Below are 23,796 nucleotides of genomic sequence, written 5' to 3'. Positions count from 1 at the left end.
GCTCCCTTCGCGAAGGATGTTCTCATGGTCGAGGCTTTTCTTGTTGGCGGTGCCCGCACCCCTGTAGGCCGGTATGGCGGAGCGCTTTCCGCGGTCCGTCCTGATGATCTGGCAGCCCTCGTGATCCGCGAAGCCGTGGCCCGGGCCGGTGTCGACCCCGATGCCATTGACGAAGTCATTCTGGGCAACGCCAACGGCGCCGGCGAAGAAAACCGCAACGTTGCCCGCATGGCCACCCTCTTGGCGGGACTTCCCCTCCACATCCCCGGCATCACGGTCAACCGTCTCTGTGCCTCCGGAATGAGCGCCATCATCATGGCCAGCCACATGATCAAGGCCGGGGCAGCGGACATCGTGGTGGCAGGCGGCGTCGAGTCCATGAGCCGGGCCCCCTGGGTGCAGGAGAAGCCCTCAACAGCCTTCGCCAAGCCAGGCCAAATCTTCGACACCTCCATCGGCTGGCGCTTCGCCAACCCGCTTTTCACCAAAGGCGAGCTCGCCCGCGGCGGCAAAATGACCTACTCCATGCCGGAAACAGCCGAGGAAGTTGCCCGGGTGGACGGGATCTCCCGTGAGGATGCCGACGCTTTCGCCGTCCGCTCGCACGAACGCGCGCTTGCTGCCATTGCCGGCGGCCGCTTCAAGGAAGAGATCGTGCCGGTCACCGTGAAGACCCGTAAGGGCGAAACCGTGGTGGACACCGACGAAGGCCCACGCGAAGGAACCAGCATGGAGGTCCTCGCCGGGCTCCGTCCAGTGGTTGCCGGTGGATCGGTTGTCACGGCGGGCAACTCCTCCTCGCTCAACGACGGAGCGTCCGCCATCATCGTTGCGTCCGAGGCTGCCATCGAAAAGTTCGGCCTCACCCCGCGGGCCCGGATTATCGACGGCGGCTCGGCCGGCTGCGAACCGGAAATCATGGGCATCGGCCCGGTTCCGGCCTCCCAGAAGATCCTGGCCCGTTCCGGATTCACGGTCGGTGACCTTGGCGCCGTCGAACTCAATGAAGCCTTCGCGACGCAATCGCTCGCGAGCATGCGGCGTCTGGGCCTGGATCCGGACATCGTGAACCTCGACGGCGGTGCCATTTCCCTGGGGCACCCGCTCGGTTCCAGCGGCTCGCGTATCGCGATCACCTTGCTGGGCCGCATGGAACGCGAGCTAGGCACCGCCGACCGTAAGATCGGCCTCGCAACCATGTGCATCGGCGTCGGGCAGGGTGCCGCCATTCTCCTGGAAGGCATGTAATGGCGTTGAAGCCCGAGGAATTCGGAACCCTGCTCATCGAGGAGCGCGAAGACCGCGTCACTGTGCTGCTGAATCGGCCCGAGGTCCGCAACGCGATCGACCAGCAGATGGTGGACGAACTCCATCAGGTGTGCGATTACCTTGAACGCGAGCCGAAAATCCTGATCATTGCCGGCGTCGAAGGCGTCTTTGCGTCAGGTGCGGACATCGGCCAGCTGAGGGAACGCCGCCGCGACGACGCCTTGCGCGGCATCAATTCCACCATCTTCGTGCGGATCGCGAAGCTGCCCATGCCCGTCATCGCGGCCCTGGACGGCTATTGCCTGGGCGGCGGGGCTGAACTCGCCTACGCCGCCGACTTCCGCATCGGCACGCCCAGCCTGCGCATCGGCAACCCGGAAACCGGACTGGGCATCATGGCTGCGGCCGGGGCCACGTGGCGACTCAAGGAACTCGTGGGGGAGCCGATCGCCAAGGAGATCCTCCTTGCCGGGGCGGTCCTCCGTGCCGAGGAGGCCCTTCGCATCAATCTCATCACCCAGATCCATGAAGCTCCCATGCTGATGGAAGCGGCCCACAACCTTGCTGACCGGATCGGCCGGCAGGATCCCCTGGCGGTGCGGATCACCAAGTCCGTGTTCCATGCTCCGGCCGAGGCGCACCCCGTGATCGACACTCTCGCCCAGGGCATGCTTTTCGAATCGCAAGCCAAGTTCGACCGCATGCAGGCGTTCCTCGACAAGAAGAGCGCCAAGCAGTCCAGCGCCAAGCAATCTAGCGATAACCCAGACAGGACCTGAAATGACAGCAACGCCAGCCATCCCGCATGTTGTCGGTGTCCTCGGCGGTGGCCGCATGGGCGCCGGTATCGCCCATGCTTTTTTGGTCAAGGGCGCCACCGTGATCGTCGTCGAGCGCGACCACGAATCCGCCGCCGGCGCGCAAGGCCGCGTTGCTGAGGCCGTGGCCAAGTCCGCTGCCCGAGGCACCCTGACGGAAACCGCCGAAGAAGCTTTGTCCCGGTTCAGCACCTCCACCGACTACGACTCCTTCGTCCACTGCGGGCTCGTCGTCGAAGCCGTGCCCGAGGACTACGAGCTCAAGGTTGCAGCCCTCAAGGCCGTGGAGGAGCACCTCTCGGCGGACGCCTTCCTGGCCTCCAATACCTCGTCGCTCTCCGTGACCGGCCTCGCTTCGCAGCTCCGGAGGCCCGCTAATTTCGTGGGCCTGCACTTCTTCAACCCGGTCCCGGCTTCCACGCTCATCGAGGTGGTCCTGGCCAAGGAGACTTCGGCGGAGCTCGCCGCAACGGCGAAAAGCTGGACCGAGGCACTCGGCAAGACCGCCGTCGTCGTCAACGATGCGCCCGGCTTTGCCTCGTCGCGGCTGGGCGTTGCGATCGCGCTTGAGGCGATGCGCATGGTGGAAGAAGGCGTAGCTTCCGCGAAGGACATCGACGCGGCCATGGTGCTCGGCTACAAGCACCCCACAGGACCGCTCAAGACCACGGACATCGTGGGCCTGGACGTGCGCCTGGGCATCGCCGAGTACTTGCATTCGACGCTGGGGGAGCGCTTCGCCCCGCCGCAGATCCTGCGCGACAAGGTTGCCCGCGGCGAGCTGGGACGCAAGACCGGCAAGGGATTCTTCGACTGGGCTGAGTAGCGCCTCATACGCCCAACTAGCTCGCATTTGTTGTCGTTTTCAGGCCTCATAACGACAACAAATGCGAGTCACTTGGGCGTCCAACCTCGGTCCAAAAGCACGGCACGGACTTTCGCGACGGCGGACCGTGCATCGTTTGCCATGTGGCGTTTGGAGATCCTCACTAAGTGCCAGCCCGCTCGGGCGAAATCCTCTTCTCGGGCGATGTCCCGGACTATCTGGGCCGCCTCGGAATGCGGCTCGCCGTCGTATTCGACCGCCACACGGTGTTCCGGATAGGCGAGATCCGGTTGACGTACGACGCCGGCACCTAGCTCAAGGGCTACGTTCAGTTGGGGTTCCGGCAGTCCGCCGTTTTCAAGGGCCAGCCGGAGCCGCGTTTCGGGGGCCGAGTCTGAGCCGATCCGTGCCTGCTCAAGAGCCAAACGTGCCTTCCGGATCCCCGGAGTGCCTTTGTGCCGGTCCAACATGTCGGCCAATTGTTCCAATGTTGCGTACGGCTCTGTCCGGCCTTCAAACTCCGGCCGAGGGTTCCGCAACAGGTGGTCAGCCACAACGGTCAGTTCATCCACGCTCATCCTCCTGGACACATCGAGCCAGGTCCGGGTGCGCGTGGTGATAAGAAGGCCGTCAAGACTGGTGATTTCGTCGTCGAAGAACTGCCCCACATGCCCAACCACTCCGGTTCGCCGAGGAATGGCCATGGTGTCCGGACGTGAAATGTGGATGCGCGGATCATCGCTACCGGGGAGGAAACCAGGGAACGACCACAGGGAGAAGGCCGTGGCGTGCGACGCAGCCGAGAACTCGGTCACCGCGGTGAAGGGCCGGACGAAACTGACCTCCTTTGGTTGTCCTTGGGCAAAGGCCTGGTCCGGAATCCGGATGCTCCGGCTCGGCGCGGGCAGCGATCGGTGCCGCAACCGCCGGAGGCTCACGCCGGCGTCGACCGCTTCTTGAAAGGTGAACGGGGCGCATGCAAGCAGCACCGGCAAGGGTTGCGGGGTCTTCATCGCCCTATCGTTGCAAATCCTGGAACGCCATTTTGAGTTATCCACAGGCAGCCGTCCCGGAACCCCAACTGACTCGCAGTTGTTGTCGTTTACAGCCGCCAAAACGACAACAAATGCGAGCTAGTTGGGTCGGTTAGGCTGGCTGGGTGACTCTCATTGCACCCGTGACCCTGGACGGTCGCTTCGTAACCTTGGAACCTCTTAGCCCCGAACACCACGACGGCTTGGTGGATGCCGCTAAAGACGGCGAGTTGTGGAAACTCTGGTACACCTCGGTCCCGACGCCCGAGGGCATGGCCGCTGAGATCGACCGCCGGCTCGGGCTGCAGGAGCAAGGATCCATGTTGCCTTTCGCCACACGGTTGAAGGCGAACGGCAAGTTGATCGGCATGACCACCTACATGAACATCGACGCCGCCACCCCGCGCGTAGAGATCGGCTCCACGTGGAACGCCGCCTCGGCACACAGTAGCGGGAGCAACCCGGACTCCAAGCTGCTGCTCCTGCGCCACGCTTTCGAAACCCTGGGCTGCCCTGCCGTCGAATTCCGCACACACTGGCTCAACCACCAGTCCCGCGAGGCGATCGCACGGTTGGGCGCTAAGCAGGACGGCGTCCTGCGGAACCACTCGCGGACTTCGGACGGAGTGCTCCGCGACACCGTGGTGTTCTCGATTCTCGAACACGAGTGGCCCGCTGTCCGCACCGGTCTCGAGTTCAGGCTCGCGAAGCGGCCCTGAGCGCGAGCACCGAACGCGCACACGGCGCCGCGCGTTCGTGCCTGAGGCCAGCTACTTTTTGAGCGCGCTGTTGACGGCCGTGCGGTAGCCCTGGGAGTAGCCGGCGTCGTTGGGGTGGAAGTTGTCCAACGCGAGCTCTGGCGGATCCAGGGGCGATGGCGGTGTGTAGTGGATCCACGGATTGTTGGAACCGATGCCGTGCCCGGTGAACCGTTCCGTCACGCTCACGTAGCCCACACCTGCGGCGGATGCGGCACCGGCGATGGTGGCATTCAATTGGTCAGCCATTCCGTTCAGGGTGGTGGCCAACTGTTTCTGCGCGGGAGGCATTGTGGGGCCGACGGTAAACAAGCGCGGGTAGCCGGTCACCACAATGTCGGCGTGGGGTGCCTTCTGCCGGATCGACTGAACCATGGCCACGATGTTGCCGGGTAGCGCGGGCAGGGCGTTCGCCACATTCTGCACGGCCGAAGCGCAGGCCAGGGCATCGGCACTGGTGCACGCCACCGCCACGGCTCCCGTGCCGACGTCGTTGCCGCCAACAGTCACCGAGACTTCGGTAGCGGACCCCAGTGCGATCGCAACAGGGTCAGCGGGGGACAGATTGTCCAGGCCTGCCTTGACGGCAATCGACGTGGCGCCGAAGCAGCCCAGGTTCAGCCCGCCCAAAAGGGAGGCGTAACTGTCCAAGCTCTGATGGCAGCCCGGCAACGAGCCCGGAGCCGGACTGCTGCCGCCCGTGCCGGCGGCATAGGAATCGCCCAAGGCCACATAGACATCGGCCGGTTTCGCTGTGGTCGGATTCGCCTGTGCCGGTCCCGTTCCGAGTGCTGCCAGGAGTACGAGGACGACGGCGGCGCCCACCAGGCGGCCATACCGACGTCGCGAATTAGCTGCTTGCATGATTGATATCCCCTCATGTCGATCTGCAGTGCCGCTTGGCGGCGCGGGCTACCCCAGCCCGGCAGTCTTGCGGCCAGACTACGCGAGCTGCGTGCCCATGACTACGAAAAGAGGCATGGTTTTTCCATTCGGTTTAGGTCAGGCCGCGCCGCCGGGCGAGGCTACACTCTTGAAGGCAACACGTGCCGAAGATCCATTCCCCCGGAAGCAGTCCCTGATGGTCGAACAACTGATGGCGTTTGTGCTGACCTGCGTCGTCGTGGTCCTCGTTCCCGGCCCTGATTTTGCGCTTGTGCTGAAAAACGCACCCCGCGGACCCGGATCAGCGGCTACGACAGCGATCGGAATCATGGTCGGCAACACGATCCTTGCCCTTCTCGCAGTGCTCGGCGTCACGGCGCTCCTAGGCGCGTCGGAAGTCCTTGGCAACGCCATCAGAATCGCCGGTGCGGCGTACTTGCTCTATCTGGGAGCCCGCGCCCTGGTGGAGGCCTTCGGCCGCCCCCGCACTCAAGCTACGGCAGCACCGGAACCCGGGTTTGGATTCCGAGGGAATTCGCCATTCCTGCAAGGCATGGTGAGCAATCTGCTCAACCCCAAGGTCGCCGTCTTCTATCTTTCACTTTTCCCTCAATTCAACCTCGCACCGCTTCCCCCTCTGGGCCAGCACGCGTTGATGGCGGGCATCTTTCTGCTCACTGCGCTGGTTTGGTACGTCCTGCTGGTTCATGCGCTCAAGAAAATCTCCACGGCACTGGCCCGTCCCCGCGTGAAACGGATCATCACCGGCGGATCCGGGACTGTCCTGATCGGCGTCGGCGGAACAATCCTGACGAAATCCCTGGCCTCCAGCTAAAGGTCCTCCAGCTAAAGGTCCGCCAGGGCGCTGCGGACCGAGGTCCAGGATTTGAGGACCTCGAGCACGTCCGGGTCGCCTTCGGTCAGGACGGCCTGTGCGTAGGATTCTTCAAGCAGCGCATCAACGGAAACGCGGGTGCCGGTGGAGGCGCTGAGCATGGCCGCTTCCACCATCGCCAAGCTCATGATGTTCTGGTGGACCTGGCCCATGGGAGTGCTCCCTGTGCGCAGGGCCACCACGAAGTCACGCAGCGAACCGGCGATCTCCTGGCCTGGGTCCTCCGAACCGGTTCCGGACGGAAAGAGCAACGAGGACACAGGTTCATTGTCGCCGTCCCACAGGACCGTGCCGTGTTCGCCGCTGATCCGCCATGCCGCGTTCCACGAGGTCTCTTGGCCCGGGCTGCACCAGCTTCCGGTGAACACGAAGCGCTCCCCGCCGGTCATTTCGAAGATGGCGGTGGCCCCGGCGTCGCCGCGGTACCAGCTCCAGGACGGGTTGTATTCCTCGCAGAACACCGAGACAGGATCCGCGTCGAGCAGGAACCGGGCCATGTCGAACTGATGGATGGCCATGTCCAGCAGCAGCGGGTGGTCCATGGCATCCCGGAATCCGCCGAAATGCGGCGCCTTGAAGAACTCGGCCGAGACGATGCCCACGGTGCCGAGCTCCGAGGCGAGCCGTTTGGCCTCGAAAAGATGCCTGTTGTACCGGCGCGACTGGCTGACCATGAACAACTGGCCAGTAAGCTCCGACGCCGCGGCCAGCGACAGCCCCTGGACCACGGTGGACGCCACGGGCTTTTCGCCGAGCACCGGGAGCCCCGCCGCCAGCGCCTCGGAAGTCACCGGATGGTGAGCTACCGGAACGGTGACGTTGATGACCGCGTGGGCGCCGACGTCGGACGCCAACTGCGCGGTCCCGGTGCCCACCGGCAGATCAGGAAGTCCGATAGCCGCCGCGCCGGCGCGGGCGGCGTCCAGGTCCAGATCGACGATGCCAACGAGCTCCACGAGCGGCGACTCCTGCGCGGTCCTAAGCCACGCACGGCCCATGCCCCCGGCGCCGACGACGACGACGCGAAGGGGAGTGCCGTCGTCGGGAACGGTGGCGAAAGGGGCACTCATGCGTTGGCCCCCTGGTAGCTCTTGCCGTTGAAGAAGTCGTTGGTCTCGTAGCGCAGCAGTTCGGGGTAGGCCCGCTCCGGCCGCTCGGTGACGGCCCATTCGACGGCGTTGGAGATGACTCGGCGGACATCCTTGTGGTGGTAGACCGGGTAGTCCTGGTCGCCGGGGCTGAAGAAGAAGATCTTGCCGTGGCCGCGGCGGAAGGTGCATCCGGAGCGGAAGACTTCGCCGCCGCTGAAGGAACTGATGAACACGAGCTCCTCGGGGGTGGGGATGTCGAAGAATTCGCCGTACATCTCCTGCCGATCGATCACGATGGGGTGAGGCACGCCCTTCGCGATGGGGTGGGTGGGGTCCACGGTCCAGACCAGTTCGCGGTCCTGCTCACTGCGCCAGCGCAACGTGCACGAGGTGCCCATGAGCTTGGTGAAGATCTTGGACCAGTGCCCGGAGTGCAGTACGATCAAGCCCATCCCGGACAGGACGTGGCGGTGCACGCGCTCGACGATCTCATCGTCGACATCACCGTGGGACATGTGCCCCCACCACGTGAGTACGTCCGTGTTGGCAAGGACTTCCTCGGTGAGCCCGTGCTCGGGCTCGTCCAGGGTGGCGGTGCGGACGCTGGCCTTGGCGCCGAGGTTCTCCTCGATGCCGGCCTTCACGGCTCCGTGCATGCCCTCGGGGTAGAGTCGGGCCACCAGTTCGTCGCGCTTTTCGTGCCGGTTTTCGCTCCAGACGGTGACGCGGATCGGTTCAGACATGGGTCTCTCCTAGGGTGATGAATTTGGTTGAGCGGTAAGGGGTCCTGCTACTTGACCGCGCCGCCGGTCGTACCGGCTGCGATGTACTTCTGCGCCGCGACCAGCAGGATGATGGCTGGAATGGAGGCGAGCACGGCTGTGGCCATGACCGAGCTCCAGTCGTTCACGTAGGCGCCGATGTACTGGAAGATTCCCAGGGTCACGGGCCGCACAGCCTCGGTGGTGGTCAGGGTCAGGGCGAAAAGGAAGTCGCTCCAGGTGAACAGGAAGGTGAAGAGCCCCGCGGTGATGAGCGAGTTCCTGCTCAACGGCACCACGATGGACCAAAAGGCCCGCAAATGCCCGGCGCCGTCCACCCGCGCCGCCTCGATGACCGACGCCGGCATGCCGTTCATGAAGGCCCTGATGATGAGGATCGCGAACGGGATGCCATGGGCGGAATCTGCCAGGATCAGGCCCGGAATCGAGTTGAGCAGGCCGAGATCGTTGTATGCCGTGTACAGCGCGTTGGCCACCACGATCCCCGGGATCATTTGGCTGATCAGGATTGCGAAGAGGACCACGCTGGCGCCCTTGACCTTGAAATAGGCCAAGGCGTAGGCCGCCGGCGCCGCGATGGCCAGGCTCAGTACCACGCTGCCCAGCGAGATCACCAAGCTGGTGGCCAGGTTCCCGCCCTGTTCGCTGATGGCCGTGGCGTAGCCCGTGAAGTCCGGCTTGAGCGGCAGCCACGAGGTTTCCAACGTGGTGCCGTTTGGTTGGAGCGAAGCGTTGATCATCCAGTACACGGGGAACAACATGATGGCCAGGAAGAAGATGGCCAGGACGGTGTAGCCCCACTGTTTGCGCCCGGGGCCGTTCGCGGCGCGCTCCGGTCCGGCGCCTTTGCGGACACCCGCTTTCCGGGCGCTACCTTTGCGGGCGCTCGCCGGCACCGAACGGCGGGTGGTGATTTTCGTCGTCGTCATGGTTTCCTCACTCATCGACGGACCGCCGGCTGGCACGCAAGTACAGGACCGCGAAGACCATGGAAATGACCACCAGGACGTTGCCCAGCGCGGCCCCCTCGCCGAATTTGAACTCGTGGAAGGACAGATCGTAGGACTGGGTGGCGATGGTCTGGGTCGAATTCGCGGGGCCGCCGTTCGTCAGGCCCAGGATGATGTCCAGCACCTTGAGGGTGTAGACGACACCGAGCACAAGGACCACGCTCACCACGGGACGCAGCATCGGCCAGGTGATGTGCCGGAACGCCTTCCAACCGGTGGCGCCATCCAAGGAACCGGCCTCGTAAAGCTCATCCGGAATTTCCTGGAGGCCGCCATAGAGGATGGTCAGATTGAACGGGATGCCGATCCAGATGTTCACTCCCACCACGGCGATCAGCGCCAACGAGGTGCTGGTGAGCCACGGAACGCCCGTGTTCACGATGTGCAATTCGCCGAGGAAGCGGTTCAACGCTCCGCTGTCCTTGTCGAGGATCCATCTCCACACGGCGCTGGACACGATGAGCGGCAGCAACCAAGGGAGCAGGAGCAGCGAACGCAGGATTCCGTTGAGCGGGAACTTGCGCTGGAAGAAGATCGCCAACGCCAGGCCGATCACGAACTGGCCCAGGATGGATCCCAGGGTGAACAGGGCAGTGTTCACCAAAGACGTTGAAAACAACGACGACGACAGCACCTTCGCGTAGTTCGCCAACCCCACCCACGGGGCCTCGCCTGTGAAGAACGTGGCTGTGGTGTAGTCCTGGAAGCTCATCACGATGTTCTTGACCACGGGGTAGCCAAAGAACAGCGCCATGTAGGTCACGGCCGGAACCAGGAACAGCCATTGGAAGAGGCGCTCGCGGCGTTTGCGGCCGCGCCTGCGGGGCCTTGCCTCCCGGGCCAGGGTGTTGTCCGATCCAGGTTTGGCGCGCGACTTGGCGCGTGACTTGGCCTGCGACAAATCAGTTGTGAGGGACATGTCCAGCTGCTTACTGGCCTTGGGCTTGCTTGAGGGCGTCGGACGGGGAGGCCTTGCCCGTCAGCGCGGTCTGGATGGCGGTGTAGATCTTAGTCGCCTGTGCCGGCCATCCTTCTCCGAGTTCGCCGGTGCGGGCCCGGGCGGTCTTGATGAGATCGGTGAAAGTGGCGAGCTTCGGGTTGTCGGTGGCGAACTTCGCGGCCAGCGAGGTCTTGGACGGGATGGTGTTGCGGACCTTGGCCATGGCCAGTTGGTTTTCGTCGCTGTTCATGCAGGCCACTACTTCCGCGGCCTTGGCCTGGTGGGCCTTGTTACCTGTCTGCGCAACGGTCCACACTTCGCCGCCAAGCGGGGCAACGGCTGTCTGGCTCGCGTCACGGACCGGAATCTTCACGACGCCGTACTGCAGCGTGGTCTTCTTGTCGAGCGCCGGGATCTGCCAAGGGCCATTGACCATCATGGCTGCCTTGCCTGCCATGAACTGGTCCTTGACGTCTGCTTGCGTCCAGTTCAGCGCGGAGGACGACACGGATCCGTCCTTGACGAGGTCGGTCCAGAGCTGGAGGGCCTGGGCGGTCTCGGGGGTGTCGATGTTCTTCTCGTCGCCACCGTTGGACCACATGACAGGAAGGAACTGCCATGTGCCCTCATAGGTGGGGTTGGCGTTGAAGGCCAGGCCATACTGCTCGCCCGAGGTGAGCTTGGTGGCCGCAGCCTTCAGCTCGTCCCAGGTGGTGGGCGGGGTGACTCCGGCCTTGGCGAGGATGTCCTTGTTGTAGAAGAGCGCGATCGTGTTCACGGTGGGGGCGAGCCCGTACACCTTGTCCTTGTAGGTGCCGGCGCTGAGCACGCCGGGCGCGAAATCGGCGGTGCTGATGTTGAAATCGGACAACGGAGCCAGCGCTCCGGTAGCCGCAATCTGCTGCAGGTCCGGGTTGTCGAGCATGAGTACGTCGGGCAGCGTCTTGGAAGAGGACTGCTGGAGCACCTTGGAGATCAACGACGTGCCCGGCACGGTTTCGCGTTTGATCGTTACGCCGGCCTTGGTGCCGCAGGCGGTGAGGGCGTCGCCGATGAAGGACTTGTCCGGCTCGTTGTTGTAATAGTCCATCACGGAGATTTCCTTCACGGCATCCGTGGAGGAGGCGGACGCGGTGGTACCGCAGCCCGAGATGGCGAGCGGGAGGCCGACGAGAGCTGCCACGGCCAGGGCGAGCGGGCGGCGTGTCCTGATAGCTGACTTCATTGTCTATTCCTTTGTTGGTGGGAAATGGGGGCGGTGCGTTTGGTGATGGGAAGTGAATCGAATCGTCGATGCGTATCGACGATGCTGAAACGAAAAGGATGAAGGAGCTGGAACAAAAAGAGTTGGCGCGGCGAATCAGGGGTGGCGATTCACTGGGGACGGAGCGTGCTGGAACGGTGCGTGATGACCGTGGGCACCAGCTCCAAGGATTCGTGTGGTCCGTGGGAGTCGGCTTCGAGGAGTTGGCACATGATTTTGACTGCGCGTCGGGATACTTCTGCGGGCTGCAGATCGATGGTGGAAAGCGGTATGGGTTGGAGCTCGGCAAGGGTGGGGGAGGCGCTTCCGATGACGGAAACGTCCAACCCCAGGGTCAGGCCACGGCTGCCTAAGATGCGGCGCAGAATGTCCTGGATGGTGCGGTCAGGGGCGATGAATGCAGGCTTGCCGATGGTGCTGGCGAGGGCCTTGTCCACCGATTTAGAAATGGTGGCGCGGTCCGTCCCGCCGGGGAGATGGAGCACGGTTACGCCTAGGGCTTTGGCCGCGACATCCGTGCCGTGCAGGAACCGGTCGACGTAGTTCACATGCCGGTCCATCACTGCGGGCTGCCAATCAATGACGGAAATCACGGAGTGGCCCGCAGCCGCGAGATCCCGGACGCAATGCTCACCGGCCATTTCGAAGTCCGCGTCGATGCAGACCAGGCCCGACGGATCGCGGGGGATGCCGATCAGCACCACCGGGACGTTCAGGCTGCGGGCCACGGGGAGGCGCTCGTCCTCGTCTTCAACCTGCATGAGGATCAGACCGTCGCAGATCTGCTGACCGACCACGCGGCGCAGTCCGGCGGCGCCTTCGTCGTCGGTGACCAAGAGAATGTCGTGGTCGTATTGCCGGGCCGTGCTGGCAATGACCGAGACGAATTCCATGATCGATCCCATTTCCAGCTCCGGGATGAACGGAATGACCAAGCCGATGACCCGGGTTTTGCGGCTTGCCAAGGCTCTGGCGCCCGCATTGGGCTGGTACGTCAACTGGTCAATGGCGGCCTCGACCTTTTTCCGGGTCTTCTCGGAAATGGGCCGCTTGCCGCTGAGCACATAGGAAACCGTGCTTTGTGCTACGCCGGCGGCCTGTGCGACATCCTTGCTCGTGGGCACTTCCAGGCCTCCTCGCCGGGTCCAGTGGTCTTGGTCTGATATATGGTTCTGTGTCGTCGATACGCATCGTCGATGCGTATCGAGAAAAAGTATGACATGAGTCACGTAAGACACGCAAGACCCAACCCTCGCTCACCTATGACCGTCTTTCCCCAGACCCTCGCTCACCTATCTCATCGTGTGGTTAGCTGTCCGGTATGGATGGGATCTCAACCGCCGCCAAGCAGCGGGGCGTCCATTGGGACGGCGCGGTGAACCCCTGGCACATCGCCGGAGGCGTTTATCGGATGGGCCGGCGGGAATGGCTCACCGAGGCTGGTTGGCAGCAAATGTACGACGCCGGCATCCGCACCGTGATCGATTTGCGGACCCTTCGCGAGCAGCAGCCCAGGGAGGTCGATCCCGAGGTTTCAGCGGAGGCGACTGCACGATTCGACATCGTCCATTGCCCCACCGAAGACCCGGAGGACAAAGAGTTCACCGAGCGCTTTGGGCCGTACCTGAAAGACCCTGCCCACTACGCCGACTATGTGCGGCTCTTCCCGGGCAGGCTTGCAGCGGTTTTCAAAGCCATCGCCGCGGCACCCGGCGGGGTGGTGGTGCACTGCGCGGCCGGGCGCGACCGTAGCGGGATCATCGCCGTGATGCTGCAGAACCTGGCAGGAGCGAGCGACGAGGAAATCGTGCGGGGTTACCAGCAGGGAATGCGTGGAATCAACGAGCGCCACCGTCACCACCGCGCCCCGCACGCCCATGATCCCTTTCTCGAGGAAGACGCACTCGAAGCCATGCTGGCATCACGCAGCGTGAGCCTGTTGGAGTTCGCGCATTCCTTGGACACGGTTGCCTTTCTGGGAGCGAACGGCGTCTCCGAGGCGGAAGTCGCCGCCGTTCGAACCAAGCTCGGCAGCCGGTCGGACTAGCGGAAGGTAACCTCGCGCCGTCGTGACCTTCTTTGATTTCGGAAAGCGCTTGCGACACGGCGAGTCGCAACTTCCGGGCGTCAAAGCGCGTCAAAGAACGTCAGGAAGGACGCAACCCCAAGAAGCATCTAGTGTGCAGATCGGGGCTCTCATGTATTCTGGGGATATTACCGAACGGCCGGTCAGTAATTTGCGGCCGTTCAGTCCATTTCGTGCCCGTGCCTTGGAAGGACCCGTCGACGATGACCAGTACCGCAGTCGCTCCGGAAGCCACAACCGTTGAAACCGTGCCCAGTTTCGTCCAGGGCGAGTGGTGGACCCCCAGCGCCGACGCCTCCGCGGGCGTGCCCGTCCGTGACGCCAGCACAGGCGAGATCCTTGCAACGGTCAACACCGACGGACTGGACCTTGCCGGCGTCGTGAACTACGGCCGCACGGTGGGCCAGCGCGAGCTCGGCAAGCTCACCTTCCACCAGCGCGCCCTCAAACTCAAGGAACTGGCCCAGTACCTCAACGGCCGCCGCGAGGAGTTCTACACTTCTTCCTTCAAGACCGGTGCAACGAAGATCGACTCGATGGTGGACATCGACGGCGGCATCGGCGTGCTCTTCACCTTCGGTTCCAAGGGCCGCCGCGAACTGCCGAACTCGCAGGTCGTGGTGGACGGTCCCATGGAAGTCCTGTCCAAGGACGGCTCCTTCGCCGGCGAGCACATCTACACCCGCATCCCGGGCGTCGCGGCGCAGATCAACGCCTTCAACTTCCCCGTGTGGGGCATGCTCGAGAAGTTCGCGCCTGCATTCATCGCCGGCGTCCCCACCATCGTCAAGCCCGCCACCCCCACCGGTTACGTTGCCGCCGTCGTGGTCAAGGCGATCGTCGAGTCGGGCATCCTCCCGGAAGGCTCGTTGCAGCTCATCTCGGGATCCGCCCGCACCCTGCTGGACCACCTCGACTACCGCGACCTTCTCGCCTTCACCGGCTCTGCCTCCACCGCCAACTCGCTGAAGTCCCACGTCAACGTGGTCCAGGGCGGCGTCCGGTTCACCTCCGAAACCGACTCGCTCAACGCCGCCATCCTCGGCCCCGACGCCGCGCCCGGCACCCCCGAGTTCGACGCCTTCATCAAGTCTGTCGTCACCGAAATGACGGTCAAGGCCGGGCAGAAATGCACCTCGATCCGCCGCACCATCGTCCCCCAGGCCTTGGTGTCCGACGTCGTCTCCGCCATCGGCGCGCGGGTGGACGAGCGCGTCGTAGTCGGCGACCCCCGCGCAGAGGGCGTCACGATGGGCGCCCTCGCGTCCCTCGAGCAGCTCGCCGACGTTCGCGCCGCGGTGCAGTCAATGCTCGACGCCGGTGGCGAGCTCGCGTACGGGACGCTCGATTCGCCGTCGGTCACCTCGCTCGACGGCACCGTGGGTGTCGTAGAAGGCGGCGCGTTCATGTCGCCGGTCGTCCTGAGCTGGGCTGACGTGGACTCGGACGCAGTCCACTCGCTCGAGGCCTTCGGTCCGGTATCGTCCGTGATCGGCTATGCGGACCTCGACGACGCCGTCCGCCTCGCCGCCCGCGGTGGCGGCTCCCTCGTGGCATCTGTGTGCACCAACGATCCTGCGGTTGCGCGGGAATTGGTGACCGGAATCGCGGCGCACCACGGCCGTGTCCTGATGCTCAACCGCGAGGACGCCCGGTCGTCAACCGGGCACGGTTCGCCCGTGCCGCACTTGGTCCACGGCGGACCGGGCCGCGCCGGCGGTGGCGAGGAACTCGGTGGTATCCGCTCCGTCATGCACCACATGCAGCGCACCGCCATCCAGGGCTCGCCGAACATGCTCACTGCCGTGACCGGCGTCTGGCACACGGGCGCGGACCGCAACTTCACGGTGGAGACGGAAGGAACGCACCCGTTCCGGAAGTCGCTCGCTACTTTGCGGATCGGCGACGCCGTGCGGTCCGAACTGCGGCAGGTCACCCTGGACGACATCACCGCCTTCGCCAAGTCCACCGGCGACACCTTCTACGCACACACCAACCAGGAAGCGGCGGAGGCCAATCCCTTCTTCCCGGGAATCGTGGCGCACGGGTACTTGCTGCTCAGCTGGGCCGCCGGCCTGTTCGTGGAACCCGCGCCGGGCCCCGTCCTGGCCAACTACGGCCTGGAGAACCTGCGTTTCATCACCCCGGTGGCCGCCGGGGATTCGATCCGCGTCACGCTCACCGCCAAGAAGATCACCCCCCGCGAGACCGACGAATACGGTGAAGTAGCGTGGGACGCCGTGCTGACCAACCAGAACGACGAAATCGTAGCCACCTACGATGTCCTGACCCTCGTAGAGAAGTAACGCCAGCTCACCTATGTGGGTGTTTGGCGTAACGCTCGCTCACGTATGTGGGTGTTTGGCCGGACGCTCGCTCACGTATGAACCGCATGCACGGAACGCTCCCCATCTACGGGGAGCGTTCCTTGTGTGAGGAGTTCTACTGTCCGGGGGCGCGGTATGTCGGGGACTTCTTGGCAGCTTCGTCGAGATCCTCAACTGTCATGAGCGGCTTCAAATGCAGGCGCACTGCGCCTGTCGCATTGATCATGAGTGAGAGAGAGGCGGCGCTAGCCGCGTCCGGGATCTCAAATACCCCGACGACGTCGGTCTCGCCGAAAGCGTAGTAGAAACATTCGAGCGATCCGTCGACGGATTTGAGTGCATCGACCACAGCATCGCGGCGCTTGGTGCCGCCCTCGCGCAACAGCCCCTTGATTCCGTCGCCTACGTAGTTTGCTTCGAACAGATATTTGGTCATTGTCTTCCCGTCCCGTGATGTCCAGGACTCGGGCCTCCTCAGGTGCTCCCATCACCCGTTGAGGGAAGGTCCCGGAGTTGTTCCCCTGCGAGGGGCTGTGCTGCACATGGTAGGCCGAGGTCATCGCCCTGACAACGGTCTAGGCTAACCTTCCCTCGCAAGGTCTTTCCGATCCAGCCCGGCGTAAGATTTTTTGCGTAGGAGGTGGCGAAATGAACCTAGCACTCAGAACAGCCACAACCGTCTTGCCCGTCGACGACGTGAACCGAGCCCGCAGCTTCTACGCAGAGAAACTCGGCCTCCCTCATCGCGGCATGACTTGGGATGGTAATGATTTGTTCGGCATCGACGGCGGTCCCATGCTGCAGCTGATGCCCATCAAGGACGGCATGCACTCTTCGCACACTGCCCTTTCCTTTGAAGTCAGCGACATCGAGCGGGCAGTCGACGAAATGGAGGCGAACGGCGTCGAATTCCGGGATTATGACCTCCCGGATCTCAAGACAGAACACCACATTTGTACCACTGACGCCGACCGTTGTGCCTGGTTCATGGACACGGAAAACAACATCCTCTGCGTCCATGAAAACTTGGGGGTCCAGGCCGAATACCAGCTCTGACCGGCTGAAAAACACTCACGAACACTGCGCAGAACGCTCGCTCACTTCTTTAGTGAGCGAGCGTTCTGTCAATTGGCCATATATGTGAGCAGGCGTCGGTCGAAAGGGGCATATATGTGAGCGGGCGTCGCAGGGGGGAAGGGGGGAAGGGGTGCCCCAAGAACCGGACCTACGCCGAGGCGTGGAGGCCGTCGAACGCCATGGTGATGACGTCGTCGGCCAGGCGCTGCGGGGAGAGTGAGCCGCCCGGCTTGTACCACTCCACGATCGAGTTGATAGTCCCGAACAGGAGCCGGGTCACGGTGCGGGGATCGATGTCCTGGCGCAGCGTGCCCTCTTCGCGGGCTGCCGAGATCAGCGCGGCCACCTTGTGGTCGAAGGCCCGACGCCGTTCCAGCGCATCGCGCTCAATGTCGGTGTTGCCGCGAAGACGCAGGAGCAGCGTGACGAACGGCAGGCGCTCCACCAGCACGGCGATGGTCTGCCGCAGGACAAATTCCAAACGCGCATCCGCCGCCCCCGTAACAGCCTCGGGCTGTTCCAGGATGGCCTCGAGCCCGCCCAGTGCATGCTCCAGGGCGAGCTTCAGGAGGTCGCCCTTGGAAGGCACATGGTGGTAGATGGCCGACTTCGAGATCCCGAGGTTTTCGGCCAGAATGCCCATGGACGTGGCGTCGTAACCGTGGCGGTTGAAGACGTCGACGGCGATGAGCAGCACTGATTGCTGGTCGTATCCGGGGCGTCCCCGCTTGGTTACTGTCTCACTAGGCATGCTGGCCATTTTCTCATGAACGGTCGGTTGATTCGTGCACGCGCCCGGCCACGTTACCTCTTGGGTCGCATGTCGTAGACGCGGCGCAGCTTGCCGTTGGAGCGCTCAAGCGAACCCGGTTCCACGACGTCCACCACGCACGAAGAACCCACGTGGATCTTGATCTGCTCGCGCAAGGCGTGTGCCGCCGTCGTGCCCGCCTCGACCGAAACGTTCTCGCGGCGCTCAATCTTGACCGTCAGCGAATCCATGCGCTTGCCCTCGGGACGGGTGAGCTCGAGCTGGAAGTGCGGACTGAGCTCGGGGATACGCAGGGCGATCTCCTCGATCTGTGAGGGGAAGAGGTTCACGCCGCGCAGGATGATCATGTCGTCGCTGCGTCCGGTGATGCGGCCCATGCGGCGGTGCGCGGGGCGGGCGGTGCCGGGCAGAAGGCGGGTGAGGTCCTTGGTGCGGTATCGGATGATCGGCAGCGCTTCCTTGGTGAGCGAGGTGAAGACGAGTTCGCCCGGTTCGCCGTCGGCCAGCACGGCACTTTCCCCGCGGGAGGGATCGAACGGATCGATGATCTCAGGGCGGAAGTGGTCTTCCCAGATGTGGCAGCCGTCCTGGGTCTCCACTGCCTCGCCCGCGACGCCCGGGCCCATGACCTCGGACAGCCCGTAGATGTCGCAGGCTTTGATGTTCATGCTGGTTTCGAGCTCGTGCCGCATTTCCTCGGTCCACGGTTCGGCTCCGAGCACCGCGTACTTCAGCGAGGTCGACGCCGGATCGACACCCATGTGGGCCATGGCGTCGGCGATCGTGAGCAGGTAAGTCGGCGTTGCCAGGATGGCGTCCGGCTTGAAGTCCTGGATCAGCTGGATCTGGCGTTCGGTCTGGCCGCCCGACATCGGGATGACTGTGCAGCCGAGCGCTTCGGCACCTGCGTGGGCGCCAAGGCCGCCGGTGAACAGGCCGTAGCCGTAGGCGTTGTGGACCTTCATGCCGGGGCGGACCCCGGAAGCACGGAGCGAGCGGGCCACCAGGGTTGCCCAGTTGGCGAGGTCGTTTTTGGTGTACCCGACGACGGTCGGCCGGCCTGTGGTACCGGAGCTCGCGTGGATGCGGGCGACTTCGTCCTGCGGCACGGCGAACATGCCGAAGGGGTATTCCTGGCGGAGGTCTTCCTTGGTGGTGTACGGGAACTTGCCGAGATCGGACAGTTCGCGGAGATCGGAAGGGTGGACGCCGGCGTCGTCGAACTTGCGCTTGTACAGCGGGACGCGATCGTAGGCGTAGGCCACGGTGTGCTGGAGGCGGCTGAGCTGCAGGGCCTCGAGCTCGTCGCGGGAGATGGTTTCTTCGCGATCTAGCTGTGCGGTGTTAAGCGGTGCGTCGGGAGCGGCGACGGTGTTCTGTGTCATGGTCTTCCTACTTCTTGGAGATGGTGCGGCTGCGGCCACGGAACTCGGCGATGAGCTCGCCATAGCTGCCCGGATCATCGGGCGACCCGACGGCGGCAGCTTCGCTTGCGTCGGCCGCGAAGATTTGGATGTCGTACAGGCCGCTACGCCCGTTGTTGGCGCGACGGTTCGCGACGGCGGTGATCACCTGGCCTTGATAGGCCGGCTTGAGGAAGTTGATGTCGACGCCGGCGGCGACAGTTATGGTGTCCGCTTCCGACGGCGAGGGGTTGGCCGGGTTGCAGGCCAGGGCAAACGCTGAATCAGCGAAGGCGAAGATCATTCCGCCGTGGGCCATTCCGAAGCCGTTGAGCATTTCCAGCCGGAGCTTCATGCGGACGGTGGCGTGGCCGTCGTCGACCTTGAGCACCTCCAGGCCCATCCACTCAGAGGCGTAGTCGTTCTTGAGGATCTGGTGCTGCGCTGCGCCAGAAAGGGTGGTCTCAACCATGCGTCATTGCCTCCAGCTTTATTTACCGAATGTTCATTAGGTAATCCCAGTTTGCTTGAACTGTCAAGAGGTGACCGCTCGGCGGCACGGATCCGAACAACGAAAAACCCCGACGTAGTAGCCTCGTGGCATGCCGCTTATCGAACTCCCCATCAGGACTCCGAGGCTTGTGCTTCGCAGATTTGAGGCCACAGACCTGGAGCGATTCCATGCCTACCAGTCACTGCCCGAGACTGCGCGATTCCTGCTCAGGCAGGAATTGACCCTTACGCAGTCCATGGAAGCGCTCGGCCGCTACGCCAACTTCACCTTCGAGCAAGAGGGCGACTGGGTGTGCCTCGCCATAGAGCGCGCGGACTCGCCGGGGCTGCTTGGCGAAGTGGTACTCAAATGGCTGCCGGGCACGGGACAGGCCGAAATCGGCTGGATCCTGGCCCCGGACAGCCGAGGCCATGGCTACGCCGCAGAGGCGGCCGAGGCCGTGCTCCGCCTGGGTTTTGAGACCCTCATGTTCCACCGGATCGACGCCAAGTTGGATGCCCTCAACACCTCGTCGTCGGGGTTGTGCGAGCGGCTCGGGATGCGCCGTGAAGCCGAGCTCGTGGACAACTGGCACTACAAGGGCCAGTGGTCCACCGAAGTCATCTACGCCATGCTCGACTCCGAGTGGCGCGCGCGGACGTAGCATCCACTGCTTGGCGGACGCAGCCGCAGAGACGGGATTTTCGACGTGTTCCTCCTCGAACTGGGGGGACGATCATGGTGCGGGCTCCAGTTCTTTCTCGGGTGCGATGGATGCGGTTGCCCGGGAGAGCAAGATGACGCCGGCCAATGCGGCCGTGCCGCCGAGGAGTGAGGCGACACCCGGGACTTCGCCGAGCAAAATCCACCCGAGCAGCAGGGACAGCACTGGTACGACGTACAGGAGCGAACCGCCCTCTGCCACGCTGGTCCGGGACAGCGAGACGTTCCAGAAACCGTAGCCCACCACCGTGCAAATCACCACGAGCACGGCCAATGCCAGCCAAGCGTTCCACGTGAACTCGGACGGCGTCACTGCGAACCGGGCGGTCGGCAGGGTTGCCACTCCGCCGATGAGGGATCCCCAGAAGACCACTTCGAGCGGAGGGACGCGTGCCAGCAGGGGCTGCTGGACGATGAGGAATGCCGACAGGAGAAGTGCGGCTGCCACGATGTACAAGGCGTCGCCATTGAAGCCGACGGCCGCGGAATCGCCCAGCGTAATGGCTACGACGCCTGTTACGGCAAGCAGCATCCCCCAGTAGCCCAGGCCCGACGTTCTCTCCCGCAACATCAGATGACCGAGGACGAACGCGAAGACGGGCGAGATGTTCAGCAGGAGACTCGCTGTTCCGGCCGGAACGGTCGTCTGCCCGAGGTTCAGGAGCAGGCCGAAGCCTGCATACCCCAGTAATCCCGCGACAAGCATCCTCGGAATGTCACGACCCCGCAGCGTAAGCCGCTGCCGCCGGACCAGCAGGACCAAGCCAAGCACGACGGCGGCACCCAAGTAGCGCAGCGGCGTCAGGTCCTGGGGGTTCATCACTTTGAGGGCCTCGCGGGTAGCCACGTATGTGGGCGCGGAAGACAGCACCATCAGCACATCTGGTCTTCGGTACCATCCGGTCACAATTGGGGCCTTCCCGGTGAAGTGGCCCTTTGCTTCAGGGCGGTTATTCAGGGAACTATTGCTCTCCCAGACGATTTATTCGTACAGTACATGAATTAGATCGTTCGCAGAAGAAATAAAGATAAGGATTCAGCACCATGTCCGGCCGCCCATTACCCAGAGCGGGCGGGCACCTGGGTGGGACTGGACGGCTGGCCGTCCGCCGACGTCGGGCAGCAGAAATTCAAGACGTTCAAGAACGAGCAACTATTCTTTGAAAAGACCTTTGAGAAGCGCATTAGTCGGACATCGGCCTGACCAGGGGAAACGAGGACGAGCGACATGACGACTACCGCCAAGGACCACGAAGAGCGGCCCCGCGCCAAGACTGCCGGCGAACGGCAGCGGCACCCTACTGAAGTGCGGCGTCAACTGGTGGTTGATGCCGCACGGGACCTGATCGCGGACAAGGGGTTGTTCAATGTCCTGATCCGCGACATTTCAAAAGCCTGCGGAGTGTCACCCGGGACCATCACCTACCATTTCAAGAGTCTCGACGAAGTTCTGATGGAAGTAGTCAAGGCGGAAACCGCAGACTTCTACGTTCCGCTGCAGGAGAGCGCCAGAGGGTCCGGTGACCCTACTAAGGAACTGCTGTATTTCCTCGAGGGGATGTTCGGCTCCGACGCGAGTTCCCGTCGGCATTGGCTGATCTGGTTCGACTTCTGGTCCGCTGCGGCCAGGGACGAAGCCTACGGACGCTGGATGAGCGAACACTACGACGGCTGGCGCAGCGCCCTCCGCGAGATTACCGAGCGTGGTGTCAGCGAGGGATCCTTCATCTGCGACGATCCCCAAAGCTTCGCCATCGAAACAGCCGCCATGGTGGATGGGCTCGCCGTCCAATGCTATGCGCGGGGTTCATCCCTTCCGGTGGAAACATCGCGGAGCCTCCTTATCGCGTTCGTGAGGCGCGAGCTTCAGATCGGGTGAGTGGCGCGAGGAAATAGCGCCCGCGCGACGCCCGCCGCGACCTCCGCAGAGCCGCGCGCAGCCGGGTAAAGCGGACTCACGCCGACATGCGCGAGAATAGCGGGTACCGCTGGTGTTAAGGTGGGCTGAGCATAAGAGAGATGGGGATCTTGACGTGGGCGCATCGGGCGTAGCGGTAGTAATCGAGGATGACGATGACATCCGTGAGGTGGTCCATGCCGTCCTCGAGGCATCGGGCCTGGAGGTTTACGCTGCCGGGAACGGCGTCGACGGCGTGGATGCAGTCCGCGTTCACAACCCGGACGTGATCACCCTGGACCTCGGCCTGCCAGACATCGACGGGATCGAGGTCACCCGCCGGGTCCGCGAGTTCAGTGACGCCTACATCATCATGCTCACCGCCCGCGCGCGTGAAGTGGACACACTGCAAGGGCTGGCCGTCGGCGCTGACGACTTCGTCACCAAGCCCTTCCGTCCCCGCGAACTTCTGGCCCGGGTTGAGACGCTCCTGCGCCGGCCGCGCGGCAGCAAGCTTTTGAACAGTTCCGGAGGGAGCACGACGGCGGAGCTGCCGCCGACGTCGAACTCGCCAACCGGCCCCACACCCGTGCTTCCGGCGGCCGAGGGACCAGGGCTGGAACACAATGGCCTTTTCCTGGACGTAGCCACGCGGACAACCCGGGTGGGAACCGAAGAGGTGCAATTGACCCGTACCGAGTTCGACCTTCTCCAGGCCCTCATGGAGGCCGGACGCGTTGTCCGAAGCACCACGGGGCTTGCCCGCTGGCTCCATGCCAAAGAGTACGAAACCGGAGGCTATGTCAGCGAATCCGAAGAGCGCGCGATCCAGGTACACATCGCCAATCTGCGGCGGAAGCTCGGCGATTCAGCGCAGTCGCCGCGTTGGGTGGAAACCGTGCGCGGTGTCGGTTACCGCCTAGCTGCAAAGACGTCGGAAAACTGACCCAATCTTAAGGGAACCTTTAACAAGGCTCTTTACGCTGAGAAAGTCAACTTCGGATTTTCACGGCTCAAAGGAGCACTGCATGAAAAAATTCGCCGCAACACTGCTCATGACGGGCCTGCTCGCTATTGGCGGGTTTGTTACTCCTGCCAATGCCGCCCCGAAGACCACGCACGACACCACGAGCACCACAGTAACGACGGTTACCACAGGCACTGTTGTGAACTACGCCCAGATCGGTTGGTGGCCCAACTAACTCGCACTAGATGCCGTTTAGACACCTCATAACGGCATTTACTGCCAGTCACTTGGGTGGACGATAGAGCAATGCCAGACACCGCCCCGGGCCACCGCCCAGGGGCGGTGTTTTTTGGGCGCGACGCCCGAGCTGCCCTTCCTGACCATGTTTGCCTCTGTTGAGCCCCGGAATGACGCGATTCGCCGCGTCATAACCGCTTTCCCGATTCAAAGAAGGGGAAAACGGTACAAGGCCCCGGACG

25 protein-coding genes are annotated in these 23,796 nt (G+C 63.6%); 12 read left to right on the top strand and 13 right to left on the bottom strand.

From position 1 onward, the window contains the following. Nucleotides 1-24 precede the first annotated feature (24 nt). From AC4CS3_RS12395 to AC4CS3_RS12385, 3 genes are read left to right on the top strand one after another with little or no spacing between them, the layout of a single operon-like run. Complete coding sequence (locus tag AC4CS3_RS12395) at nt 25-1,248, top strand: thiolase family protein (RefSeq protein ID WP_490783731.1); 1,224 nt, start codon at nt 25-27, stop codon at nt 1,246-1,248. Then, nucleotides 1,248-2,048 (top strand): enoyl-CoA hydratase/isomerase family protein, encoded by an 801-nt coding sequence (locus AC4CS3_RS12390; RefSeq protein ID WP_490783730.1) that lies wholly within the window; start codon nt 1,248-1,250, stop codon nt 2,046-2,048. Before AC4CS3_RS12395 ends, AC4CS3_RS12390 begins: the two co-directional genes overlap by 1 nt. Nucleotide 2,049: 1 nt before the next feature. Continuing rightward, nucleotides 2,050-2,913: a 3-hydroxyacyl-CoA dehydrogenase family protein gene (locus AC4CS3_RS12385; protein ID WP_490783729.1), complete on the top strand. Its 864-nt coding sequence runs from the start codon at nt 2,050-2,052 to the stop codon at nt 2,911-2,913. Between the two features lie 68 nt (nt 2,914-2,981). On the opposite strand, the gene AC4CS3_RS12380 is transcribed toward AC4CS3_RS12385, so the two are convergent. After that, nucleotides 2,982-3,926 (bottom strand): endonuclease domain-containing protein, encoded by a 945-nt coding sequence (locus tag AC4CS3_RS12380; protein ID WP_490783728.1) that lies wholly within the window; start codon nt 3,924-3,926, stop codon nt 2,982-2,984. A 146-nt stretch (nt 3,927-4,072) separates the two neighbouring features. On the opposite strand from AC4CS3_RS12380, the gene AC4CS3_RS12375 reads away from it, so the two are divergent. Beyond that, the gene (locus AC4CS3_RS12375; RefSeq protein ID WP_490783727.1) at nt 4,073-4,666 is read left to right on the top strand and encodes a GNAT family N-acetyltransferase; all 594 of its coding nucleotides are present in this window, start codon (nt 4,073-4,075) and stop codon (nt 4,664-4,666) included. Between the two features lie 51 nt (nt 4,667-4,717). Here AC4CS3_RS12375 and AC4CS3_RS12370 read toward each other — a convergent pair whose 3' ends face one another. Next, nucleotides 4,718-5,569 carry an SGNH/GDSL hydrolase family protein gene (locus tag AC4CS3_RS12370; RefSeq protein ID WP_490783726.1) on the bottom strand — a complete coding sequence of 284 codons (852 nt, stop codon included), beginning with the start codon at nt 5,567-5,569 and terminating at the stop codon, nt 4,718-4,720. 169 nt (nt 5,570-5,738) lie between these two features. Between AC4CS3_RS12370 and AC4CS3_RS12365 the strand changes: the two genes are divergently transcribed. Further along, a complete protein-coding gene (locus AC4CS3_RS12365; protein ID WP_490783725.1) occupies nt 5,739-6,425 on the top strand; it encodes a LysE family translocator in 687 nt (228 codons plus the stop codon). An 11-nt stretch (nt 6,426-6,436) separates the two neighbouring features. Here the strand turns inward: AC4CS3_RS12365 and AC4CS3_RS12360 are convergent, their stop codons facing one another. From AC4CS3_RS12360 to AC4CS3_RS12335, 6 genes are all read right to left on the bottom strand, one after another. After that, entirely contained in the window at nt 6,437-7,555 is a 1,119-nt protein-coding gene (locus AC4CS3_RS12360; protein WP_490783724.1) for a Gfo/Idh/MocA family protein, read from the bottom strand. Further along, nucleotides 7,552-8,319, bottom strand: coding sequence for a ThuA domain-containing protein (locus AC4CS3_RS12355; protein WP_490783723.1), 768 nt, complete (start codon nt 8,317-8,319; stop codon nt 7,552-7,554). The genes AC4CS3_RS12360 and AC4CS3_RS12355 overlap by 4 nt, the downstream gene beginning before the upstream one ends. A gap of 47 nt (nt 8,320-8,366) precedes the next feature. Continuing rightward, complete coding sequence (locus AC4CS3_RS12350) at nt 8,367-9,119, bottom strand: carbohydrate ABC transporter permease (protein WP_490783745.1); 753 nt, start codon at nt 9,117-9,119, stop codon at nt 8,367-8,369. A 175-nt stretch (nt 9,120-9,294) separates the two neighbouring features. Further along, nucleotides 9,295-10,287: a carbohydrate ABC transporter permease gene (locus tag AC4CS3_RS12345; protein ID WP_490783722.1), complete on the bottom strand. Its 993-nt coding sequence runs from the start codon at nt 10,285-10,287 to the stop codon at nt 9,295-9,297. 10 nt (nt 10,288-10,297) lie between these two features. Then, a complete protein-coding gene (locus AC4CS3_RS12340) occupies nt 10,298-11,533 on the bottom strand; it encodes a sugar ABC transporter substrate-binding protein (protein ID WP_490783721.1) in 1,236 nt (411 codons plus the stop codon). A gap of 149 nt (nt 11,534-11,682) precedes the next feature. Next, nucleotides 11,683-12,696, bottom strand: coding sequence for a LacI family DNA-binding transcriptional regulator (locus AC4CS3_RS12335; RefSeq protein WP_490783720.1), 1,014 nt, complete (start codon nt 12,694-12,696; stop codon nt 11,683-11,685). Between the two features lie 197 nt (nt 12,697-12,893). On the opposite strand from AC4CS3_RS12335, the gene AC4CS3_RS12330 reads away from it, so the two are divergent. Then, entirely contained in the window at nt 12,894-13,619 is a 726-nt protein-coding gene (locus tag AC4CS3_RS12330; protein ID WP_490783719.1) for a tyrosine-protein phosphatase, read from the top strand. Nucleotides 13,620-13,861: 242 nt separating this feature from the next. Next, nucleotides 13,862-15,964, top strand: coding sequence for a phenylacetic acid degradation bifunctional protein PaaZ (gene paaZ / locus AC4CS3_RS12325; protein WP_490783718.1), 2,103 nt, complete (start codon nt 13,862-13,864; stop codon nt 15,962-15,964). A 136-nt stretch (nt 15,965-16,100) separates the two neighbouring features. On the opposite strand, the gene AC4CS3_RS12320 is transcribed toward paaZ, so the two are convergent. Then, nucleotides 16,101-16,421 (bottom strand): GYD domain-containing protein, encoded by a 321-nt coding sequence (locus tag AC4CS3_RS12320; protein WP_490783717.1) that lies wholly within the window; start codon nt 16,419-16,421, stop codon nt 16,101-16,103. Nucleotides 16,422-16,633: 212 nt separating this feature from the next. On the opposite strand from AC4CS3_RS12320, the gene AC4CS3_RS12315 reads away from it, so the two are divergent. Continuing rightward, nucleotides 16,634-17,041 carry a VOC family protein gene (locus AC4CS3_RS12315; RefSeq protein WP_490783716.1) on the top strand — a complete coding sequence of 136 codons (408 nt, stop codon included), beginning with the start codon at nt 16,634-16,636 and terminating at the stop codon, nt 17,039-17,041. Nucleotides 17,042-17,210: 169 nt separating this feature from the next. Here the strand turns inward: AC4CS3_RS12315 and AC4CS3_RS12310 are convergent, their stop codons facing one another. The 3 genes from AC4CS3_RS12310 to AC4CS3_RS12300 are packed head-to-tail and all read right to left on the bottom strand — an operon-like array spanning nt 17,211 to nt 19,709. Beyond that, complete coding sequence (locus tag AC4CS3_RS12310) at nt 17,211-17,813, bottom strand: TetR/AcrR family transcriptional regulator (RefSeq protein ID WP_236812614.1); 603 nt, start codon at nt 17,811-17,813, stop codon at nt 17,211-17,213. Nucleotides 17,814-17,866: 53 nt separating this feature from the next. After that, entirely contained in the window at nt 17,867-19,219 is a 1,353-nt protein-coding gene (gene paaK / locus AC4CS3_RS12305) for a phenylacetate--CoA ligase PaaK (RefSeq protein WP_490783715.1), read from the bottom strand. A gap of 7 nt (nt 19,220-19,226) precedes the next feature. Further along, entirely contained in the window at nt 19,227-19,709 is a 483-nt protein-coding gene (locus AC4CS3_RS12300; RefSeq protein ID WP_490783714.1) for a hotdog fold thioesterase, read from the bottom strand. A 130-nt stretch (nt 19,710-19,839) separates the two neighbouring features. On the opposite strand from AC4CS3_RS12300, the gene AC4CS3_RS12295 reads away from it, so the two are divergent. Next, on the top strand, nt 19,840-20,394 hold the full coding sequence (locus tag AC4CS3_RS12295; RefSeq protein WP_490783713.1) for a GNAT family N-acetyltransferase: 555 nt from the start codon (nt 19,840-19,842) through the stop codon (nt 20,392-20,394). Between the two features lie 72 nt (nt 20,395-20,466). Here AC4CS3_RS12295 and AC4CS3_RS12290 read toward each other — a convergent pair whose 3' ends face one another. After that, nucleotides 20,467-21,327: a DMT family transporter gene (locus tag AC4CS3_RS12290; protein ID WP_490783712.1), complete on the bottom strand. Its 861-nt coding sequence runs from the start codon at nt 21,325-21,327 to the stop codon at nt 20,467-20,469. 354 nt (nt 21,328-21,681) lie between these two features. On the opposite strand from AC4CS3_RS12290, the gene AC4CS3_RS12285 reads away from it, so the two are divergent. The 3 genes from AC4CS3_RS12285 (at nt 21,682) to AC4CS3_RS12275 (ending at nt 23,552) form a co-directional block, all read left to right on the top strand. Next, nucleotides 21,682-22,332 (top strand): TetR/AcrR family transcriptional regulator, encoded by a 651-nt coding sequence (locus tag AC4CS3_RS12285; RefSeq protein WP_441413245.1) that lies wholly within the window; start codon nt 21,682-21,684, stop codon nt 22,330-22,332. Nucleotides 22,333-22,486: 154 nt separating this feature from the next. Next, entirely contained in the window at nt 22,487-23,296 is an 810-nt protein-coding gene (locus tag AC4CS3_RS12280) for a response regulator transcription factor (protein WP_490783711.1), read from the top strand. A gap of 82 nt (nt 23,297-23,378) precedes the next feature. Further along, nucleotides 23,379-23,552 (top strand): hypothetical protein, encoded by a 174-nt coding sequence (locus tag AC4CS3_RS12275; RefSeq protein WP_441413247.1) that lies wholly within the window; start codon nt 23,379-23,381, stop codon nt 23,550-23,552. Nucleotides 23,553-23,796: the final 244 nt, after the last annotated feature.

It is taken from the genome of Arthrobacter sp. SE2, assembly GCF_058244265.1.
Note: the sequence above shows the minus strand (reverse complement) of the source record. Positions and strands in the feature narration are given on the sequence as shown.

Coding starts and splice junctions, on each gene's coding strand:
- AC4CS3_RS12330 (WP_490783719.1), top strand. CDS start 12,894: ATGGATGGGATCTCAACCGCCGCCAAGCAGCGGGGCGTCCATTGGGAC.
- AC4CS3_RS12395 (WP_490783731.1), top strand. CDS start 25: ATGGTCGAGGCTTTTCTTGTTGGCGGTGCCCGCACCCCTGTAGGCCGG.
- paaZ (WP_490783718.1), top strand. CDS start 13,862: ATGACCAGTACCGCAGTCGCTCCGGAAGCCACAACCGTTGAAACCGTG.
- AC4CS3_RS12345 (WP_490783722.1), bottom strand. CDS start 10,287: ATGTCCCTCACAACTGATTTGTCGCAGGCCAAGTCACGCGCCAAGTCG.
- AC4CS3_RS12380 (WP_490783728.1), bottom strand. CDS start 3,926: ATGAAGACCCCGCAACCCTTGCCGGTGCTGCTTGCATGCGCCCCGTTC.
- AC4CS3_RS12285 (WP_441413245.1), top strand. CDS start 21,682: ATGACGACTACCGCCAAGGACCACGAAGAGCGGCCCCGCGCCAAGACT.
- AC4CS3_RS12320 (WP_490783717.1), bottom strand. CDS start 16,421: ATGACCAAATATCTGTTCGAAGCAAACTACGTAGGCGACGGAATCAAG.
- AC4CS3_RS12355 (WP_490783723.1), bottom strand. CDS start 8,319: ATGTCTGAACCGATCCGCGTCACCGTCTGGAGCGAAAACCGGCACGAA.
- AC4CS3_RS12370 (WP_490783726.1), bottom strand. CDS start 5,569: ATGCAAGCAGCTAATTCGCGACGTCGGTATGGCCGCCTGGTGGGCGCC.
- AC4CS3_RS12290 (WP_490783712.1), bottom strand. CDS start 21,327: ATGGTGCTGTCTTCCGCGCCCACATACGTGGCTACCCGCGAGGCCCTC.
- AC4CS3_RS12360 (WP_490783724.1), bottom strand. CDS start 7,555: ATGAGTGCCCCTTTCGCCACCGTTCCCGACGACGGCACTCCCCTTCGC.
- AC4CS3_RS12350 (WP_490783745.1), bottom strand. CDS start 9,119: ATGTTGTTCCCCGTGTACTGGATGATCAACGCTTCGCTCCAACCAAAC.
- AC4CS3_RS12295 (WP_490783713.1), top strand. CDS start 19,840: ATGCCGCTTATCGAACTCCCCATCAGGACTCCGAGGCTTGTGCTTCGC.
- AC4CS3_RS12315 (WP_490783716.1), top strand. CDS start 16,634: ATGAACCTAGCACTCAGAACAGCCACAACCGTCTTGCCCGTCGACGAC.
- AC4CS3_RS12275 (WP_441413247.1), top strand. CDS start 23,379: ATGAAAAAATTCGCCGCAACACTGCTCATGACGGGCCTGCTCGCTATT.
- AC4CS3_RS12310 (WP_236812614.1), bottom strand. CDS start 17,813: ATGCCTAGTGAGACAGTAACCAAGCGGGGACGCCCCGGATACGACCAG.
- AC4CS3_RS12300 (WP_490783714.1), bottom strand. CDS start 19,709: ATGGTTGAGACCACCCTTTCTGGCGCAGCGCAGCACCAGATCCTCAAG.
- paaK (WP_490783715.1), bottom strand. CDS start 19,219: ATGACACAGAACACCGTCGCCGCTCCCGACGCACCGCTTAACACCGCA.
- AC4CS3_RS12385 (WP_490783729.1), top strand. CDS start 2,050: ATGACAGCAACGCCAGCCATCCCGCATGTTGTCGGTGTCCTCGGCGGT.
- AC4CS3_RS12390 (WP_490783730.1), top strand. CDS start 1,248: ATGGCGTTGAAGCCCGAGGAATTCGGAACCCTGCTCATCGAGGAGCGC.
- AC4CS3_RS12340 (WP_490783721.1), bottom strand. CDS start 11,533: ATGAAGTCAGCTATCAGGACACGCCGCCCGCTCGCCCTGGCCGTGGCA.